The organism is Caproiciproducens sp. LBM24188, from assembly GCF_054130445.1.
This window is the reverse complement of record NZ_CP196862.1, coordinates 171,818-188,746: the sequence shown is the minus strand read 5'-3', so window position 1 is coordinate 188,746 and position 16,929 is coordinate 171,818. Positions and strand designations below refer to the sequence as shown.

General features: G+C 53.2%; 14 protein-coding genes. 3 read left to right on the top strand and 11 right to left on the bottom strand.

Translation table 11 applies throughout. The features are described 5' to 3' along the window. Positions 1-10: 10 nt before the first annotated feature. From ACSVDI_RS00810 to ACSVDI_RS00800, 3 genes are all read left to right on the top strand, one after another. Complete coding sequence (locus ACSVDI_RS00810; RefSeq protein WP_457944018.1) at positions 11-1,672, top strand: Gldg family protein; 1,662 nt, start codon at positions 11-13, stop codon at positions 1,670-1,672. A gap of 1 nt (position 1,673) precedes the next feature. Further along, the gene (locus tag ACSVDI_RS00805; protein ID WP_457944017.1) at positions 1,674-3,134 is read left to right on the top strand and encodes a DUF4340 domain-containing protein; all 1,461 of its coding nucleotides are present in this window, start codon (positions 1,674-1,676) and stop codon (positions 3,132-3,134) included. Positions 3,135-3,402: 268 nt separating this feature from the next. Further along, positions 3,403-4,686, top strand: coding sequence for a chloride channel protein (locus ACSVDI_RS00800; protein WP_457945656.1), 1,284 nt, complete (start codon positions 3,403-3,405; stop codon positions 4,684-4,686). A 212-nt stretch (positions 4,687-4,898) separates the two neighbouring features. Here ACSVDI_RS00800 and ACSVDI_RS00795 read toward each other — a convergent pair whose 3' ends face one another. The 11 genes from ACSVDI_RS00795 to ACSVDI_RS00745 form a co-directional block, all read right to left on the bottom strand. After that, positions 4,899-6,110, bottom strand: a complete 1,212-nt coding sequence (locus ACSVDI_RS00795) for a BTAD domain-containing putative transcriptional regulator (RefSeq protein ID WP_457944015.1) — start codon at positions 6,108-6,110, stop codon at positions 4,899-4,901. A 258-nt stretch (positions 6,111-6,368) separates the two neighbouring features. After that, a complete protein-coding gene (nrdG, locus tag ACSVDI_RS00790; protein WP_457944014.1) occupies positions 6,369-6,872 on the bottom strand; it encodes an anaerobic ribonucleoside-triphosphate reductase activating protein in 504 nt (167 codons plus the stop codon). Next, a complete protein-coding gene (locus tag ACSVDI_RS00785) occupies positions 6,862-9,195 on the bottom strand; it encodes an anaerobic ribonucleoside triphosphate reductase (protein WP_457944013.1) in 2,334 nt (777 codons plus the stop codon). The genes nrdG and ACSVDI_RS00785 overlap by 11 nt, the downstream gene beginning before the upstream one ends. Positions 9,196-9,562: 367 nt before the next feature. Next, positions 9,563-10,576: an L-glyceraldehyde 3-phosphate reductase gene (gene mgrA / locus ACSVDI_RS00780; RefSeq protein ID WP_457944011.1), complete on the bottom strand. Its 1,014-nt coding sequence runs from the start codon at positions 10,574-10,576 to the stop codon at positions 9,563-9,565. Next, on the bottom strand, positions 10,569-10,982 hold the full coding sequence (locus ACSVDI_RS00775; protein ID WP_457944009.1) for a winged helix-turn-helix transcriptional regulator: 414 nt from the start codon (positions 10,980-10,982) through the stop codon (positions 10,569-10,571). The genes mgrA and ACSVDI_RS00775 overlap by 8 nt, the downstream gene beginning before the upstream one ends. Before the next feature lie 460 nt (positions 10,983-11,442). Continuing rightward, positions 11,443-12,024, bottom strand: a complete 582-nt coding sequence (locus tag ACSVDI_RS00770; protein ID WP_457944007.1) for a GNAT family N-acetyltransferase — start codon at positions 12,022-12,024, stop codon at positions 11,443-11,445. A gap of 41 nt (positions 12,025-12,065) precedes the next feature. Beyond that, positions 12,066-12,392: a GNAT family N-acetyltransferase gene (locus ACSVDI_RS00765; RefSeq protein ID WP_457945655.1), complete on the bottom strand. Its 327-nt coding sequence runs from the start codon at positions 12,390-12,392 to the stop codon at positions 12,066-12,068. Between the two features lie 78 nt (positions 12,393-12,470). Next, positions 12,471-13,142 carry an MFS transporter gene (locus ACSVDI_RS00760; protein WP_457944005.1) on the bottom strand — a complete coding sequence of 224 codons (672 nt, stop codon included), beginning with the start codon at positions 13,140-13,142 and terminating at the stop codon, positions 12,471-12,473. After that, positions 13,139-13,801, bottom strand: coding sequence for an epoxyqueuosine reductase QueH (locus tag ACSVDI_RS00755; protein WP_457944003.1), 663 nt, complete (start codon positions 13,799-13,801; stop codon positions 13,139-13,141). Before ACSVDI_RS00755 ends, ACSVDI_RS00760 begins: the two co-directional genes overlap by 4 nt. A gap of 282 nt (positions 13,802-14,083) precedes the next feature. Then, on the bottom strand, positions 14,084-15,883 hold the full coding sequence (aspS, locus tag ACSVDI_RS00750; protein ID WP_457944002.1) for an aspartate--tRNA ligase: 1,800 nt from the start codon (positions 15,881-15,883) through the stop codon (positions 14,084-14,086). A gap of 111 nt (positions 15,884-15,994) precedes the next feature. Beyond that, positions 15,995-16,921 carry a serine hydrolase domain-containing protein gene (locus tag ACSVDI_RS00745; RefSeq protein WP_457944000.1) on the bottom strand — a complete coding sequence of 309 codons (927 nt, stop codon included), beginning with the start codon at positions 16,919-16,921 and terminating at the stop codon, positions 15,995-15,997. Positions 16,922-16,929 lie beyond the last annotated feature (8 nt).

Genomic DNA, 16,929 nt, shown 5'->3' with positions numbered 1-16,929 from the left:
GAATGAAAGAATGAATACAAATATGGATGATAAAGATCAGATTAATCAGACGGAGCCCGAAGAGGCATCCGCACAGACGGCACCGGAGGAAAATACGGCCTCGGCGGAAACCGCCAAACCGGAAGAGGCAAAGGCGGAAGCCGCAAAGGAACCTGCGGCGCAGGAAAAAGAGTCCAAACCGAAAAAAAGTGCGGTAAAGGAGTACTTTACCAGTACAAAGTTTAAGCGGGGCGGTATTTCTACCGCGTTTACCGCCGGATTCCTGGTGGTCATCATTCTGCTGAACGTCGTCGTCAGCCTCCTTGGCCAGCGTTTCCCGTCCATCAACATTGACCTGACCAAGAACAATATGAACACCCTTTCCGAGCAGGCGATCAAAGTGGTTGACAAGGTCAAGGAACCGGTGACCATTTCGATTATGGCGACGGAGGAACAGACCCGAAACGACCAGATTCTTGCCGGTTACGGCTTGCAGTACAGCCAGGTTGGAACGCTTGCCGCAAAAATGGCAGAACGCAACTCCAACATCAAGGTAGAGTACATTGACTTGGTGAAAAACCCAACGTTCGCTAATACCTATAAAGACGACAACCTTACCACAGGCGATATTGTGATTAAAAGCAGCAAACGCCACCGTGTGCTGACCTATACGGAACTGTTTGATGTTCAGTACGGCCAAGACGGCAGCACCAACACCTATTCCATGGTGGACAGTGCGCTTGCTTCCGGCTTGAACACCGTAATTTCCGACACGCTTCCGGTGGTCGCGTTCGACACCGGCCATGGCGAACAGTTGGATACCTCGGCATATAAACAGCTTTTGACCAGCAACAATTTTGAAAACAAGGATTTCAACCTTTTAACGGATGAGATTCCGGAGAAAGCCCAGCTGATTGTCATCGGATGCCCCACCACGGATTACACCGATGAGGAAATCAAGAAGCTGGATGATTTTCTGAGCAGCACCAAACTTGCAGGCGACCGTTCCCTGCTGCTTACGTTCCATCCCAGCCAGAAGTCCATGCCGAAGCTGGCAAGCTTCCTGGCCGAATGGGGCATTCAGGTTCCGCAGGCATACATTGTGGAAAGCGACCAGAGCAAGTATTATACGAATGACCCGAGCTACATTCTTTCCAACGTGGGAACCGACATTACACTGAACAGCAAATCCACCGACTATGGGTATTTCTCTACGCCGCAGTCAAACCCGATTGAGATTCTGTTCCAGAACAAGGGTACCAAATCTACCCACTCCCTTGCCAAGTCGAACACCACGACCTATCTGATTGATAACAACACCAAAGAAACGGATACGCCGGAAAAGAAGGCTTACAATACCATCGTCCTTTCACAGGACACCGTAACCTCCGGCGATAAGACCTATAAAGCGAATGTGATTGCGGTGGGCAGTACCGGTATGTTCGACGCTCAGATTTTGGGTGCAAGCACGTTTGGAAACGCGAAATACGCGGTTGACCTTTCTAAATATGCAACCGGAACCAGCAACACCGACACCGAAATTACAACCACCTCCCAGCAAACCAACGTAGCCGATATTACACTGGGTACACAGGCGAGCAAAATTCTTGGCGTCGGCGTGTTCACCATTTTAATCCCCTTGCTGATTGCCATTGCAGGCATTGTTGTGTTCCGAAAGAGGAGGCACCTGTAATATGAAGACCAGCACAAGGAACCTTGTAATTGTAGCATCTTGCATCGTGGTGCTGGGCGGCGCGGTTGCCGCCCTGTCACTTACGGGTGGACAGAGCCAGACCGAAACCCCGTCTTCTTCCTCCACCCCAACCATGGACTTGGTTTCCAAGAAGAGCAGCGACATTGTTTCCATGACGGTCAAAAATAAAAAGGGCGGCTATACGCTGATTCCGCATGTAGAAAAGACCAAGGCCTCTTCTACCGCGTCGTCTTCCGGGTCCTCCACCGCTTCTTCGGAGAGCGAAACCATCACCTATACCGTCCAGGGCCTCGACAATGTTCCCATCGACTCCTATGCCGCCGAATCCGTTATTAGAAACGGGTTCAGTCTGGTGGCAACGCAGAACCTCGGCACCGTCAGCAATCCGGAAGAATTCGGGCTGAAGGATCCGCAGGCGACGGTAGAGGTCAAGTTCAAAGACGGCAGCAGCTACAACTATAAGATCGGCAGTGTCTGCGCGACCGACAGTTCCTCGTACTATATGGCCGGGGAGAACTCCAATAATGTGTATGTAGTCAGTGTGGACAGCGGCATTTTGGAGGATGAAACTTATTTTATCAGCAAGGATGTTCTGAGCATTCAGAACGGAGATAAGGACAACGAATTTACGCTGATTAAATTGAGCGGGAAAAATTATCCCCAGCCGATTATCATCCAGAAATCCGACACGAAGGACCGCATTACTTCTCCCATCAATGCAGACGTAGACGGCAACAAATATTCCACGCTGACGGGGGCCCTTGCTACGGTAAATGCTGAATCGGTGGTTAAAGTGAATCCCACCGAGGCCGACTTGAAAACCTATGGGCTGGACCAGCCTTCGGCCATTGTGGAATATACCGTGAACAAGGAAAATCATAAGATTATGCTGGGCGCGAAAAAGGACAGCAATTATTACTTCATGGTGGACCAGACCAAAGTGGTCTATTCCATTCTCGCGGAGAGCGTAAGTTCCTGGGCGCAGACCGATGCGTTTTCGATGCGGTCGAAGCTGATTTACCTGCCCAACATTGAAACGGTGAAATCCATTTCCTTTACGCAGAATGGTTCCACCACAGCACTGAATGTGGAACGGACTAAGGATGAATCCAAATCGACCGAGGATAAAGCGCAGTACACCTACAAGGTGATGGCGAACGCGGGCAAATCCATTGACTACGAAAACGACTACAAGAAGTTTTATCAGGAGCTGATCAGCATTGAGCTGCTGGAGCAAAACAGCACCAAGCCGACCGGCACCCCGAATTATGCGGTGGAATACCATTATTTTGACAAAACGTCCACGGATAAAATCGAATTCTTTAAAAACGGCGACCGCCGTTACACGGTTGTGATGAACGGCGAGGTAATCGGAAATATCACTTCTCCCGACCTGGATAAAGTGATGTATGATTACCGTCAGCTGGCAGGAATTAAATAATTCCGGCTTTGCATTGACCGGATTAATACAAGCGCTGCAAAATGTGTTTTCTGCATTTTGCAGCGCTTTTGCTTGCCGCATTTCCCATTTTTTCAGAACGGATCCTGCTGAAATTTACAGATTCCGTCAATTTCATTCCTCCTTGGGATGAAGTATAATGGAAAAGAAATGAATGAAAAGAATTTCAAGGCATTCGATTGATTGTTTTAACGCTTGTACATTGCCCCGGCAAGGTACCGGCGTTTTTTAACCGGATGCCGATTTGGAGATGGATACGGTGTTCCACCCTTTTTGGAAAGAGAATAAATTAAACAAGGAAAAAGTGATTGGTTGGACGCAGGCGCCATACGCTTTTTTCAAGTGGCTTTTCATCGCGGTGCTGACCGGAACCGTGGTGGGTTTGGTTGGAACGGGATTCCTTTATTGCATTAACCTTGCCACGTCGCTGCGCAAAACCACGCTGTGGCTAGTCTGGCTGCTGCCAATTGCCGGTTTGATGGAGGTGTTCCTTTACCGTGTATGCGGCGTAAAAAAACCACAGGGAACGGATTTGGTGCTGCTGGCTGTGCGTTCCCCGTCCCCCTTGCCGTTCCGGATGGCGCCGTTGATTTTTATTTCAACCGTGATTACACACCTGTTCGGCGGTTCCGCCGGCCGCGAAGGCGCTGCGCTTCAAATGGGCGGCAGCTTAGGGTTTTCTATCGGCCGTGTACTGAAACTGGATGAAAAAGACCTTCACATTATCACAATGTGCGGCATGAGCGCTGCGTTTGCTGCGTTGTTCGGAACGCCTATTACCTCCGCCGTATTTGCCATGGAGGTTACCAGCGTGGGTGTGATGTATTATGCCGCACTGGTTCCCTGCGCGGTAGCTTCCCTGCTTGCGGTATTCCTTGCGCGCAGCCTGGGGATTGCGCCGGAGGTTTATCCAATTGCCGGGATCCCGTCCCTTTCCGTTTCCGCAATGCTGCTGATTATCCTGCTTGCCGCGCTGTGCTCGGCCCTGAGCGTTCTGTATTGCTGGACCCTGCGGGGAACCGGCAAGCTGTACCGCCGCTGGCTGGCGAATCCCTACCTGCGGGCAGCTGTGGGCGGCGCACTGGTGCTGCTATTGTCCCTTGCCGTGGGAAGGGAGTATCTCGGCGCGGGCATGGATGTGATCTCCGCCGCGCTGAAAGGGAATGCCCGCCCGGAAGCATTTGTTTTAAAGCTGATTTTCACCGCGCTGACCATAGGTGCCGGGTTTAAGGGCGGAGAAATTGTCCCCGGCTTTTTTGTGGGCGCAACCTTTGGCTGCACCGCGGCTTCTCTCCTTGGCCTGAGCCCCGCATTCGGCGCAGCGCTCGGGTTAATTTCCGTATTCTGCGGCGTAACCAACTGTCCGCTTACTGCAATTCTGTTGGGGGTAGAACTGTTCGGCGCGCAGGGCGCACCGTATTATTTACTGGCCGCGGCGGTCAGCTACATGCTGTCTGGGTACACTGGGCTTTACAGCCGCCAACGGATTCTATACTCCAAATACAAACCGGAATTTCTCGGAAAAAATGAATAAATTGTTCCAAATATCCTCCTGCTTTCGAAAAAGGCGTACCGTAAAGAGAGAAAACTCATACGGCACGCCTTTTTCCACAGAATTTAAAAATCCTGTGGAAAACTACAAAGAGTAGAACACCTTAAATTAAAAAAACGTGCCCGCCGCAGGCGGGCACGTATCATAAATAGAAACGCCGCGAAAAAAGCCATCCGCCGAAGCGGATGACTCTTTTATATGACCGAATCAACCGGGTTAATTCGGACGCTGACCGTTACATTATCCTTGCGGTAGGAAAAATGGAATTTTTGAAGAATGCGGTCTGCGACCTTCTGCGCATTTTCGTAGGTAATCACCGGAAGCATGACGATAAACTGTGTTGCGCTGAACGAGGAAACCACATCCCCTTTGCGAAGGCTGTAAAGAATGGAGTCCTTCAGGCGGCTGACGGCAACTTTGGCCACTTCAGGCTGAGGAATTGCACCCTCCGGGTCGGTCAGGGTGAACAGCAAAATGTAAATGGACTGCCCGGTGCGCAGAATAGTACGCGCCTGCACGCGGTAAATCGACTTAAATACATCATAATCGCAGTAGAAAGCGCCTTCCGCCGCCGCGGCTTCCCGCAGGTCGTTGTTGATAACAGAAAGGTCGATTTCAATATGGTTAATGCTGTTAATCAGCTGTTTGTAAATCGGGCGGAGGGAATCCGTAATGTCCACCCCAAGCTCCCGATAAAACAAATCCACCACTTCGTTATAGTGGTCCAGCGCCTGGCCGCGCTGCCCCATGCTGATGTAGCCGTAAAGCAGCATTTTATGAATGGCCTCTTCAAACGGGGCATATTTTAAAGCAATTTCGCAGATTTCCACAATTTCTGCAAAACGCTGTTCTTCAATCAGCAGGCCGCACAGCTTGATTACGCATTCGTTGTAAAGCGCAGAGTAATACGCGGCAGAGGATACCACCCAGCTGCTGTAAGAGGATTTCGGCAGAAACTCGCCCTTGTAAAGGGCAAGCGCCTTTTTCATATTTTCAATCCGCACGTGGGCCGAGTTTGAAATGTCCCTTCCCTGCTTGCAGTACTGCTCGAACAATTCGGAATCGACCGTACAGTCAAAGCTGTTATTCCAGGCGTATGTGTTGTGTTCGTATTTGATAAACTCCAGCCGGTCATTGCCCGAAAGCTCTTTCAACAGGGCACGCGCGCGGTAAATCAAGTTTTTCAGCGCATTCAGCGGATCGCCGCATTCGTTGTCTTCCCAGAGAACTTCCACAATATTGTCGAGCGTCAGTTCCTTATGCCGGTTGGCAATCAAGTATTGAATCAGCATCCATACCCGCTTGGTGCGCCCCTTCAGGTTGGTGAGCTGATGCCCGTCAATGGTGATGGAAAATTCACCGAACATGGCCACGTCTATTTTAATATCGGAGTAAAACTTTTGCATAGCAAGCACATCCTTGCGGTCAAATATGGATTCTTTCAGCACATTGTATATATATTATATCGTACCACATATGGAATTATTTACAAAATTTCGCCAAATATTTTAGAGTCGCCAAAGGAGAATGCCGAAAGAAAGATGGATTTCCATCTCACGGCACCCTCTCTATGAAAAATTTGCCTGTGGGTCAAACAACGGCCCGCAGGCAAATTTTTCAGCCGGTTTTGAATTTATTTGTTATCGGGGTTGTAGACGTTCCGGTTATTCGCCGTCCAGCACGATGTTTCCCGTTTCCCGCGTGCGTTTCATATCGATGAGACGTTGGTTGCGGCTGCCGCGGTACAACAGGGTTAAATCCTTTTCCGCTTCCAGAAACGGGCCGTCGACTAATAGGTCGGCTTCCTGCAGCAGCGCAGCGATGGCGGGGTCATCCCGCTCCAAAAGCTGTTCGTACCGGTAGCCGGTATAAACGGTCACATCCATCCCGCGTTCGTGGATGCGCTTGGCAAGCTCCGCCAAAGGGGCGGGCTGGCAGAACGGTTCCCCCCCGCTGAACGTGACACCCTTCAGCAGCGGATTTTCGCAGATTTCACGGAACAAATCGTCGGTGTTTACCAACCGGCCTCCGTGAAAGTCATGCGTCTGCGGATTGTGGCATCCGGGGCAGTGGTGCGGGCAGCCCTGTGTAAAAATCACGTACCGGAACCCTTTTCCGTCCACAATGGACTCCGGTTCCACCCCGCAGATGCGCAGTTCACAGCCCATGCTTTACCCGATCCCTTTCTTCCGCACGCTTCGCGTTGTTCCACCGGTCGATGGTGCCCACCAAATATCCGGTAATTCTGCGGATGCGCTCGAATTTCGGGCCGTCTTCGGTTTCATGGCGGTGGCACTTTGGGCATTCGTTGTCGATAATGCCGTTGTAGCCGCAAACCGGGTCGCGGTCCACCGGGTGGTTGACAGAGCCGTAACCGATTCCGCTTTCCTTCATGCAGCGGATCACCGCTTCAAACGCGTCCAGGTTCTTGGACGGGTCACCGTCCAGCTCTACATAGCTGATGTGCCCCGCGTTGGTCAGCGCATGATAAGGCGCTTCCAACTTGATTTTCCGGAAGGCAGAAATCGGGAAGTACACCGGAATATGGAAGGAATTGGTGTAATATTCCCGGTCGGTTACGCCGGGGATAATGCCGTACTTTTTCTGGTCCATGCGGACAAAACGGCCGGAAAGGCCCTCTGCCGGAGTAGCGAGCAGCGTAAAGTTGAGGCCGGTTTTTTCGGATTCCTCATCCATGCGACGGCGCATATAGGAGATGATTTCAAGGCCCAGCTTCTGGCTTTCTTCGCTTTCGCCGTGGTGCTTGCCGGTCAGTGCTTTCAGCGTTTCCGCCAAGCCGATAAAGCCCATGCTGAGCGTGCCGTGTTTCAGCACTTCTGCCACGCTGTCGTTAGGGCCGAGCTTTTCGGAATCAATCCATACGCCCTGCCCCATCAGGAACGGATAATTGTAAACCTTTTTGCTGCACTGAATTTTGAAGCGATGCAGCAGCTGGCGGATGACGATTTCAATCCGCTTGTCCAAAAGCTCGTAGAATTTATTAAGGTCGCCTTTTGCCTCAATGGCAATGCGCGGCAGGTTCACCGAGGTAAAACTCAGGTTTCCGCGCCCACAGGTGACTTCCTTGGTCTTGTCGTGCACGTTGCCCATTACGCGGGTGCGGCAGCCCATGTAGGCCACTTCGGTATTGTAGTCGCCCTCTTTATAATACTGAAGGTTAAACGGCGCGTCCAAGAAAGAGAAGTTCGGAAACAGGCGCTTCGCGCTGACTTTGCAGGCCAATTTAAACAGGTCGTAGTTCGGATCGCCCTCGTTGTAATTGATGCCTTCCTTCACCTTGAAAATCTGAACCGGGAAAATCGGTGTTTCGCCGTCGCCCAAACCCGCAGAGGTCGCTTCCAACAGGTTGCGGATGACCATGCGTGCTTCCGGGGAGGTATCTGTGCCATAATTGATGGAGGAGAACGGAACCTGCGCACCCGCGCGGGAGTTCATGGTGTTCAGGTTATGTACCAGCGCTTCCATGGCCTGATAGGTGGCTTTGTCCGTGTTGGTGGTGCCGGTTTTCACGGCGTAACGGTGCGCGCGCTCTGCTTCCTGTGCGGTAATTTCCGGAAGACCGTTTTTGCGCTGATATTCCGGCAGGAAAGCTACGACCGCTTTTCCAAATTCCTCTGCGTTGCCAAGAGTAATGTGCTGCGGGATGTCGGAGCGAATGGCCTTCACCAGTGCGTCGGCATCTTCCTCGCTCATCTCCCGGCTAACCTGGAAGAACTGGGAAAACGCCTGATAGTAAGATTTTTCAAAGGTTTTGGCAACGCCGGGTGCCATGGAATAATCGAAATTCGGAATTGCCTGGCCGCCGTGCATCTCGTTTTGGTTTGCCTGAATGGCGATGCAGGCCAGCGCCGCATAGGAACGAATGTCGTTCGGTTCGCGCAGCGCGCCGTGCCCAGTGCAAAAGCCGTTGTGGAATAGCTTAATCAGGTCAATCTGGCAGCAGGTTTCCGTCAGCATGTAAAAGTCTTCGTCGTGAATATGGATGTCGCCGTTCATGTGCGCCGCGGCAATGTCCTTGGGCAGAACGTAGTTGTTGCAGAAATACTTGGAACCTTCGGAGCCGTATTTCAGCATGGTGCCCATGGCGGTGTCCGCATCGATGTTCGCGTTTTCGCGTTTAATGTCCACATCACGGGCATCCCGGAACGTCAGTTCCTTATAGATGTCCATCAGGTCGCCTTCTGCCTGGCGGATTTTTGCGTGTTCGGCGCGGTAAAGGATATAGGCCTTTGCAGTTTTGGCATAGTCTGCCTGAATCAGCTTTTCCTCCACCACATCCTGTACCTGTTCCACGGTGGGAACGCAGTCATCACCGAAGCTGGAAGCAATGCGGGCGGTCAGGTCGTCCAGCACGGAATCCGGCATGGATTCATCCTGCACGGCTTGATTGGCCTTGCTGATGGCGTTGCGGATTTTCCCCGCGTCAAACGCCACCACAACACCGTTCCGTTTTTGAATTTTTACTGCCATTTCGAACATCCTTCCCTTTATTCCTGCAGAACAACAAGACACCGCGTTCAAACGGTCCGAACGCGGGGTTGAGAGAAAATCTGCAGTTTTTATATCAATTCAATTTGCACGACGCAAATGATGGGCCAAAAAATTACCGGCAAGAATCATCCCGTGCTTGAAAGTATTTATCATTTTACTTCAAGGGCCTGCTGTTGTCAATACTATCATACAATATATAGAGATTTAAATTTTATCCAGTCACAAAAAACACAATATATATTAAAAAAGATAGACCGTTCCACAAGAACGGTCTATCTCACTGACAAAAGGAACAACGCCCGGGGCAAAAGGCCGCGTAATGCAGCGGCTCTTTGCCTTTATGGTTCTATTTTAAAATTTCATCAATTTCACGGATTTCCTCTTCGGAAAAGTCAAGCCGGTTCAGCGCCGCAACATTGTCCTCCAGCTGCGAAACCCGACTGGCGCCGATGAGTACACTGGTCATGACCGGCTGACGGAGCACCCAGCTCAGCGCAAACTGTGCGGTGGTTTGGCCGCGGCGCGCCGCGATTTTGCCGAGCGCAGTCACTTTGCGGATTACTTCCGGAGTAATGTTGTCTTTCTTGAGGAAGGCCGAACGGCCTGCCGCACGGGAATCTTCCGGAATGCCGTTGTTGTATTTGCCGGTCAGCAGGCCTTGTGCCAAGGGGCTGAACGCAGTCATGCCCATGCCGGCCTGTTCCAGCGCACCAAACAAACCGTCACGCTCCACCTTGCGGTCCAACAGGTTGTAGCGCGACTGACAGATTAGGCAGTGCACGCCCATGTCTGCCAGCAGGCGGGAGGCTTCCAACGCCTTTTCGGGGCTGTAATTGGAGATACCCACATACAGTGCTTTGCCGCTTTTCACCGCTTGTGCAAGGGCGCCCATGGTTTCCTCCAGGGGAGTGTTGGGGTCCATGCGATGGTGGTAGAAAATATCCACATAGTCCAGGCCCATGCGTTTCAGGCTCTGGTCCAGACTGGCCAGCAGATATTTACGGGACCCGAAATCGCCGTAGGGGCCGGGCCACATATGGTAGCCTGCCTTTGTGGTAATCACCATTTCGTCGCGGTAAGGATGCATATCCTCCCGCATTAGGCGGCCGAACGTTTCCTCGGCGCTGCCGGCCGGAGGACCGTAATTGTTTGCAAGGTCAAATACGGTAATGCCAAGGTCGAACGCGCGCCGCGTGACCGCGCGGGCGTTTTCATACACATCGTACGTGCCGAAGTTGTGCCAATAGCCAAGGGAAACAGCGCTGAGCTTCAGCCCGCTTTTTCCGCAGTAGCGGTACTGCATAGTGTCATAGCGGGATTCATCCGCCGTGTAACGGGGAATATCGTTTTGTCTATCCATTTTTATGCTCTTCCCTTCTGTATTTTATAGCCCAGGCGCGGAATAGTTCAATTGCCGGCAGCAGCTCTGCGCCGACGGAGGTGATGCGGTATTCCACCTTGGGCGGGATTTCTTGAAACTGGCGGCGTTCCGTCAGTCCGTCTTTGGTTAGTTCACGCAGGCTCTGGCTGAGCATCATGTCGGTAATGCCGTTCACCTGCTGTTTCAGGACGCCGTAGCGGATGCTTTCCCCCGAGCGCAGCGCCCACAGAATGCGAAGCTTCCATTTTCCCCCCGTCAGTTGAACTGTGTCACGCAGGGGTTCCTCCCCAGCTTCTTCCGTTGAAACCTCTTTGTCCGCATAAATTAGCGGGCGCAGTTCGGCCTGTTCGTGCTTCGCCTTTTTTTTCTTCTTGTCTTTTTTCATATCCCGCCTCCTCACGGCCATGTTCGATTCCCTGGAAATGCGCGGGCTGCCGATCCGGGAAAATCCGACAGGAGAAAACACGGAATTCCGGGATAGGCCTCGGTAACCCCTATCTTAGCATAAGGATGGGATAAAGTAAAGGAGCACCGGGAAACACGCTGCCGCAGCTGCCGGACAAACAGGAAACCGTTCCGACTTTCGTCCGCACACCGGCGGCCCATTTGAAGCAGGAGGTCATCCATTTTCCACCGTATACCCTGTGTTTGGTGGAAAACATAACAGTCATCTTTCTCGGAGCGCCGGAAAAAACTTTTTGCGCTTTTTCCGCGCGGATGTGCGGAAACTCCGGTTCTGTTATCCCCTACAGCGGCCAGCGCAAAAACGGTCTCCGGAATCTCCCCCAGTTTCTCGGTTTTCCCCCTGTGATGCCATGATTTCGAGAATGCGGTAGCGCACCAGCTTATGGTATCGACGGTTTCCCAACGCTTTCGGCGGAGCTGCGCTGCCCGAGGTTATATTCATAAAGGTCGAACCAAACCAATCCCGGAAGATTCAGTCCCAAGTCCACAGTCTGCACATACCGAAAGCCGCAGGACTCATACAGCCGCAGGGCGGGCAGGTTGCCGGAGCGAACGTCCAGCCGCACGGCTTTCATTCCCTTTTGCTGGGCCAGCTGCTTAGAAAATTCAATTAGCGCACGCCCCACCCCAGCCTGTTGAAAGTCCGGGTGAACAGCCAGCGTATGCACGACAAAAACTTCTTTGTCTTCCGCTTCAATGGTCCAATTCGCTCCGGCATAGGCAGATTCCGGCTCATGGTTCAGAATAACGGTGCCTGCGATGCGCCCCTGTGTGCGCGCCACAAACAGCGTGTGTTTCCGGATTCCGGTTTCTGCTGTCTCCCGGATTGGGTACAGGCCCTTCTTCCAGCCGGGGTAATTGACCCCGCGGTTCAACGATTCATTCAACATGTCGTAAAGGCGCTCCAACTCGTTCGTGTCGGCCGGAATGCCCGGTTCAATTTGGTAGAATTGTTGCTGCATGGTGGTGTTCCTTTCTTATCGATAAGAGCAATTCCAACCGGCTAGGGGTTCAACCACTGCACAAACGCCGTTTTATCCATCGTGTTGAACCCGGCGCGCCGGTAAAAATTCAGCGTGCTTGCTTCTTTGGAACCAGTCATCAGCATCAGCTTATAGCAGTTCCGCGCTTGCGCCAGCAGCTTTGCGGCGCGGAGCACAGCGGAAGCACGCCCCTGACCGCGGAATGCCCGGTCGGTTACGACGTTTTCAATTACGCCGTAGGGCCGCTGCCCATGCGTCAGGTTGGGTACAATCAGCAGGATGCAGGAAGAAACGAGCACGCCAGCCTCTTCATCCACCAGAATATGGTGCTTCGGGTCGTTGAAAATTTGCTCCCAAAGGGAGGAAAGTGCTTCGGAACAGGATTGCCGTGCAGCTGGGTGTAAAGGTTCAGCAGAGCGAAAAGGTCATCCTTTGTTACCTCGCGAATCATATTTTTTCTCTCCTTCGGTGTGCGCCCAGTAACCGTACAGGCCGAGTGCGGCAAAGCAGAAACCTGCACCCAGTAGCATGGCATTTGCCACGCCGGAATCCGCCGCCCAGCCGAACGTTAAATTGGTTCCCACTGCCACACAATCCATCAGGATGGCGTATACGGATAGAATGGATGCCCGGTTGCCGCCTGTAATCCGGCGGTTCTCTATGGTTAGTAGAATTGGGTTGAACAGGGAAAACGCAGCATTCAGTACTGCAAGCCCCAAAACGGAAAGGACTGCGTTCGCGGTCAGCGTCAGCAGTAGGCAGGCAGCACACCCGGCCAAAAGCAATAGGGTCATGCTGCGGGGTTCCCCCAGCCGCGCGGTCAGCTTGTGGGAGCGCGCGGCCAAAAGGCCGATGACCGTCATCAGAATATACAAGTACCCCATAGCGGCGGTGGGAATGGCACACCGCACGTATTGGAGCTGATTTAAAAAGGTGAGTATGGTTTGATGGCACTCCGAAAACAACGCCGCTGCGACCAAAAGCGGTAGAACATGCGAATCGCTGCGCAGCACCCGGGCTACCGCACGGGTTTGCTCCCGCAGGGTGGTCGGAGTTTGTACCGGTATTTGCACGTCGGTTACGTTTGGAAGTGTCAACGGTTTTCCGCCGAAACATTCGCTTGTTCTGCTACTCGCCGGTCGCGCTCCGCCTTGGAGAACACACAGCCGCAGTAATCCTGCCGGTACAGATGATATTCCTTCGAAAGGGCAATCGAGCGGCGGTAGCCGTCCCGCTTTTTAAAGTCGGAGGGTAAATACAAAACGCCGTACTCCCGCTCCAGCCGCGCACCGATTTCGTTCAGTTTCTGCGCGTTTTTGTAGGGGCTGATGGACAGCGTGGTGGTGAAATAGTCATACCCGCCTGCCTTGGCCAGCACAGCGGCTTCCCGCAGGCGCAGCTCATAGCAGAGGGCGCAGCGCTCCCCACCCTCCGGTTCGGCCTCGTGCCCTTTGGCAAGCGCGAAAAACGATTCGGGGTCGTACTTCCCCTCCTGCAGCCGGACCGGGTGCTTTACCGGAAGTTCGGAAAGCAGGCGGCGTACTTCTTCCACCCGTTTGCGGTACTCTGCTTCCGGGAAAATGTTGGGGTTATAGTAAAACAGCGTAATGTCAAAGTACTGCGACAGGTATTCCAGCACATAGCTGCTGCATGGCGCGCAGCAGGCATGCAGGAACAGTGTGGGAGTGCGATCCCCCAGCCCCGCAATCAGGCGGTCCAGCTCTTTTTGGTAATTAATCTTTTGCGAATCCGGCACGGGGGTTCCCTCCAATTAAATCAAAAATAGTATATTACTTAAATATTATACTAATAGTATACAATGTAAGGCGATATTAAGATAAATTTATTATATACCGGAGAAACGGATGATACAAGGGAGCCGATTCTTTTGATGGCGGTGCTTCAAAACGATTTCCTGCCTCGAAGCCAACAAGAGTAAACAGTATTGAGAAAAAGCCGGTACGAGCCATGAATATGGCCTGCACCGGCTTTCTGATACAAACAGGAGAAGGATGTAGCAAATGAAATTTTCAACGAATCAGGATTCCTTGGGCTGTTCCTTCGGAAGAATTCCAATTCCAAGGTCGCTCAGCTGGTCGAGGTCTACGTCGTTCGGGGCGTCGCTCATCAGGTCAGCAGAGGACGCCACCTTCGGGAAGGCGATGACGTCGCGCATGTCATCAATGTCGAGCAGCACCATGACAAGGCGTTCCAGACCCCAGGCCATGCCGCCGTGCGGCGGAGCGCCATATTTCAGAGCGTTCAGCAGGAAGCCGAAGCGCTCCTGTGCCTTTTCCGGGGAAATGCCGAGTGCTTCCAGCATGCGCTCCTGCAATTCCGTGTCATGGATACGAATGCTTCCGCCGCCCGCTTCATAGCCGTTGATGACCATATCGTAAGCAATGGAGCGCACGGAGCCGGGGTCGCTTTCCAGCTTGTCAAGGTCTTCAGGGTTGGGCATGGTGAACGGATGGTGCATCGCCATCCAGCGGCCCTCTTCCTTGCTGTACTCGAACATCGGGAAGTCCGTAACCCAAAGAAGCTTCGGCTGGGATTTGTCAATCAGGTTAAATTTACGAGCCAGCTGGCAGCGCAGCGCGCCCAGTGAAGCGTACACCACACTGTTTTCGTCGCTTGCCACTAGGAACAGCACGTCCCCGGGTTCTGCGCCGAGCGTTTTGCGAACCGCGGCGGCTTCTTCCGCGCTTAAGAATTTTTCATAGGAGGAGGTTTCGCCGGTGGAAGCCAGGCGCGTCCAAGCAAGGCCCTTTGCACCGTAGGTCTTAATCCATTCGCCCAGCTTGTCGATTTCCTTGCGGCTCAGCTGGTCGGCAAGGCCTTTTAAGTTGATGCCGCGCACGCTGCCGCCGGCGTCGATGGCGCCGCGGAACACGCGGAATTCGGTGTTTTTCAGGTCACCGCTCACATCGCTGAGTTCCAGACCAAAGCGCAGGTCCGGTTTATCGGAACCGAAGCGGTCCATGGCTTCCTTCCAGGTCAGGCGCGGCAGCGGGGTCGGGATGTCGATGTCCAGCATCTTCTTGTACGCGGCACGGATAAAGCCTTCGCCGATGGCCATCACGTCTTCTTGGTCCACGAAGGACATTTCAAAGTCGATTTGGGTAAATTCCGGCTGGCGGTCGGCGCGCAGGTCTTCGTCGCGGAAGCAGCGAGCAATCTGCATATAGCGGTCAAAGCCGGAAACCATCAGCAGCTGCTTATAAAGCTGAGGGCTCTGCGGCAGGGCAAAGAATTTGCCGGGGAACACACGGCTTGGTACCAGATAATCGCGCGCGCCCTCCGGGGTGGATTTGACAAGATCAGGCGTTTCAATCTCCAAAAAGCCGTTTTCATCGAAGAAATCGTGAGCAACTTTCACCAAACGGTGGCGTGCCTGCAGCGTGCGCTGCATGTCCGGGCGGCGCAAGTCAAGGAAACGGTAGCGCAGGCGGGTTTCCTTCTGCACGGGGGAGTTTTCCTCAATGGCGAACGGCGGGGTTTCACTTTTTGCCAGTACGCGCAGGGCGGTGACTTCCAGCTCAATGTCGCCGGTGGGCAGCTCCGGGTTTTTGGAGGTGCGCTCGCGCACCACGCCGGTTGCAGCCAATACGTATTCGGAACGGGCAGAAAATGCCTTTTTAAAAATTTCCCGGTCGGTGCTGTCATCGAACGCGAGCTGCACAATGCCCGTGCGGTCGCGCAGGTCGATGAAAATCAGCTGGCCAAGGTCGCGCTGGCGCTGTACCCAGCCGCAGACTGTCACGGTGCTGCCGATGTGCGCGGGGCGAAGTTCCCCGCAATAATGAGTTCGCTTCATTCCTGTTATGAATTCTGCCATAGTTTGTTAAGCCTCCGTTAAGATTGATACCAATAAGAAATCAGGATGCTGTTTGAATGATAGGTGGATGATTGCTCTCTGGCCGCCGGTCCCGAGCACCTCGGCAGGGGGTTACAGCCGGGGAATAATATCCCGGTAAATGGCGCGCAGAATGTCATTTGCCGCTTTTTCTTCATGGGAAGTCACGGTGACCACTGCTTGCTCGTTGGGGAACACAACGCAGTACTGGCCAAACATGCCGTCGGCGCGGTACGCGCCCGGATGCGAGCAGCGCCACACCTGATAGCCGTAGCCGGCGGTGCCCTCCGGCTCGATATTCCCGGGCGTGTTATTGTCCAGAATATCGCCGGAAACGCTTTGCAGGTAGTTTTCACTTACAATGCGCGTTCCTTCGTATACGCCGCCGTTCAGCATCATCAGTCCAAGGCGGGAGTACTCGTCTGTGGTCAGGTACAGGCCGGTTGCGGCAATGGGATGCCCAGCGGTGCAGGTTTGCCATTGCGGATTGAAGATGTTCATCGGGGTGAACAGGCGCGGCACAAGGAAGTCCCGCAGATTCTGCCCACTGACTTTTTCCACCACGCGCCCTAGCATATAGGTGCAGGCGTTGGAGTAGAAAAAGGTTTTTCCGGGTTCGCCGGTGACCGGCACACGGAAAAACAGCTCTGCCCAATCCTCTTTTTTGGCGTTCAGCACCTGCTCATCCGGTTCCCCGAACCAGAATTCCAGTTTGCCGGACGCCATGTGCAGCAGGTCGCGCAGGGTGATTGCTTCACTGCCCGGAGAGGCAATTTCGCGGTATTCCGGGAAAAAGTCCAGCACCTTGTCGGTTACGCGGAGCCGGCCTTCGTCCACGCAGATTCCCACCGCGATCGAAGTAAAGGTTTTCGAGCCGGAATACAGGCATTCCCGGAACGTCGACCAACGCCAGCTGTGGCTGACGTTTTCGCCGTTGGCGCGCTGCACCTTAATGGCGTACACGTTCAGGTGCTGCTCCATTACCGTGAGTCGAAACTGGTCCAAAATCGATGATTTCATAACAGCCT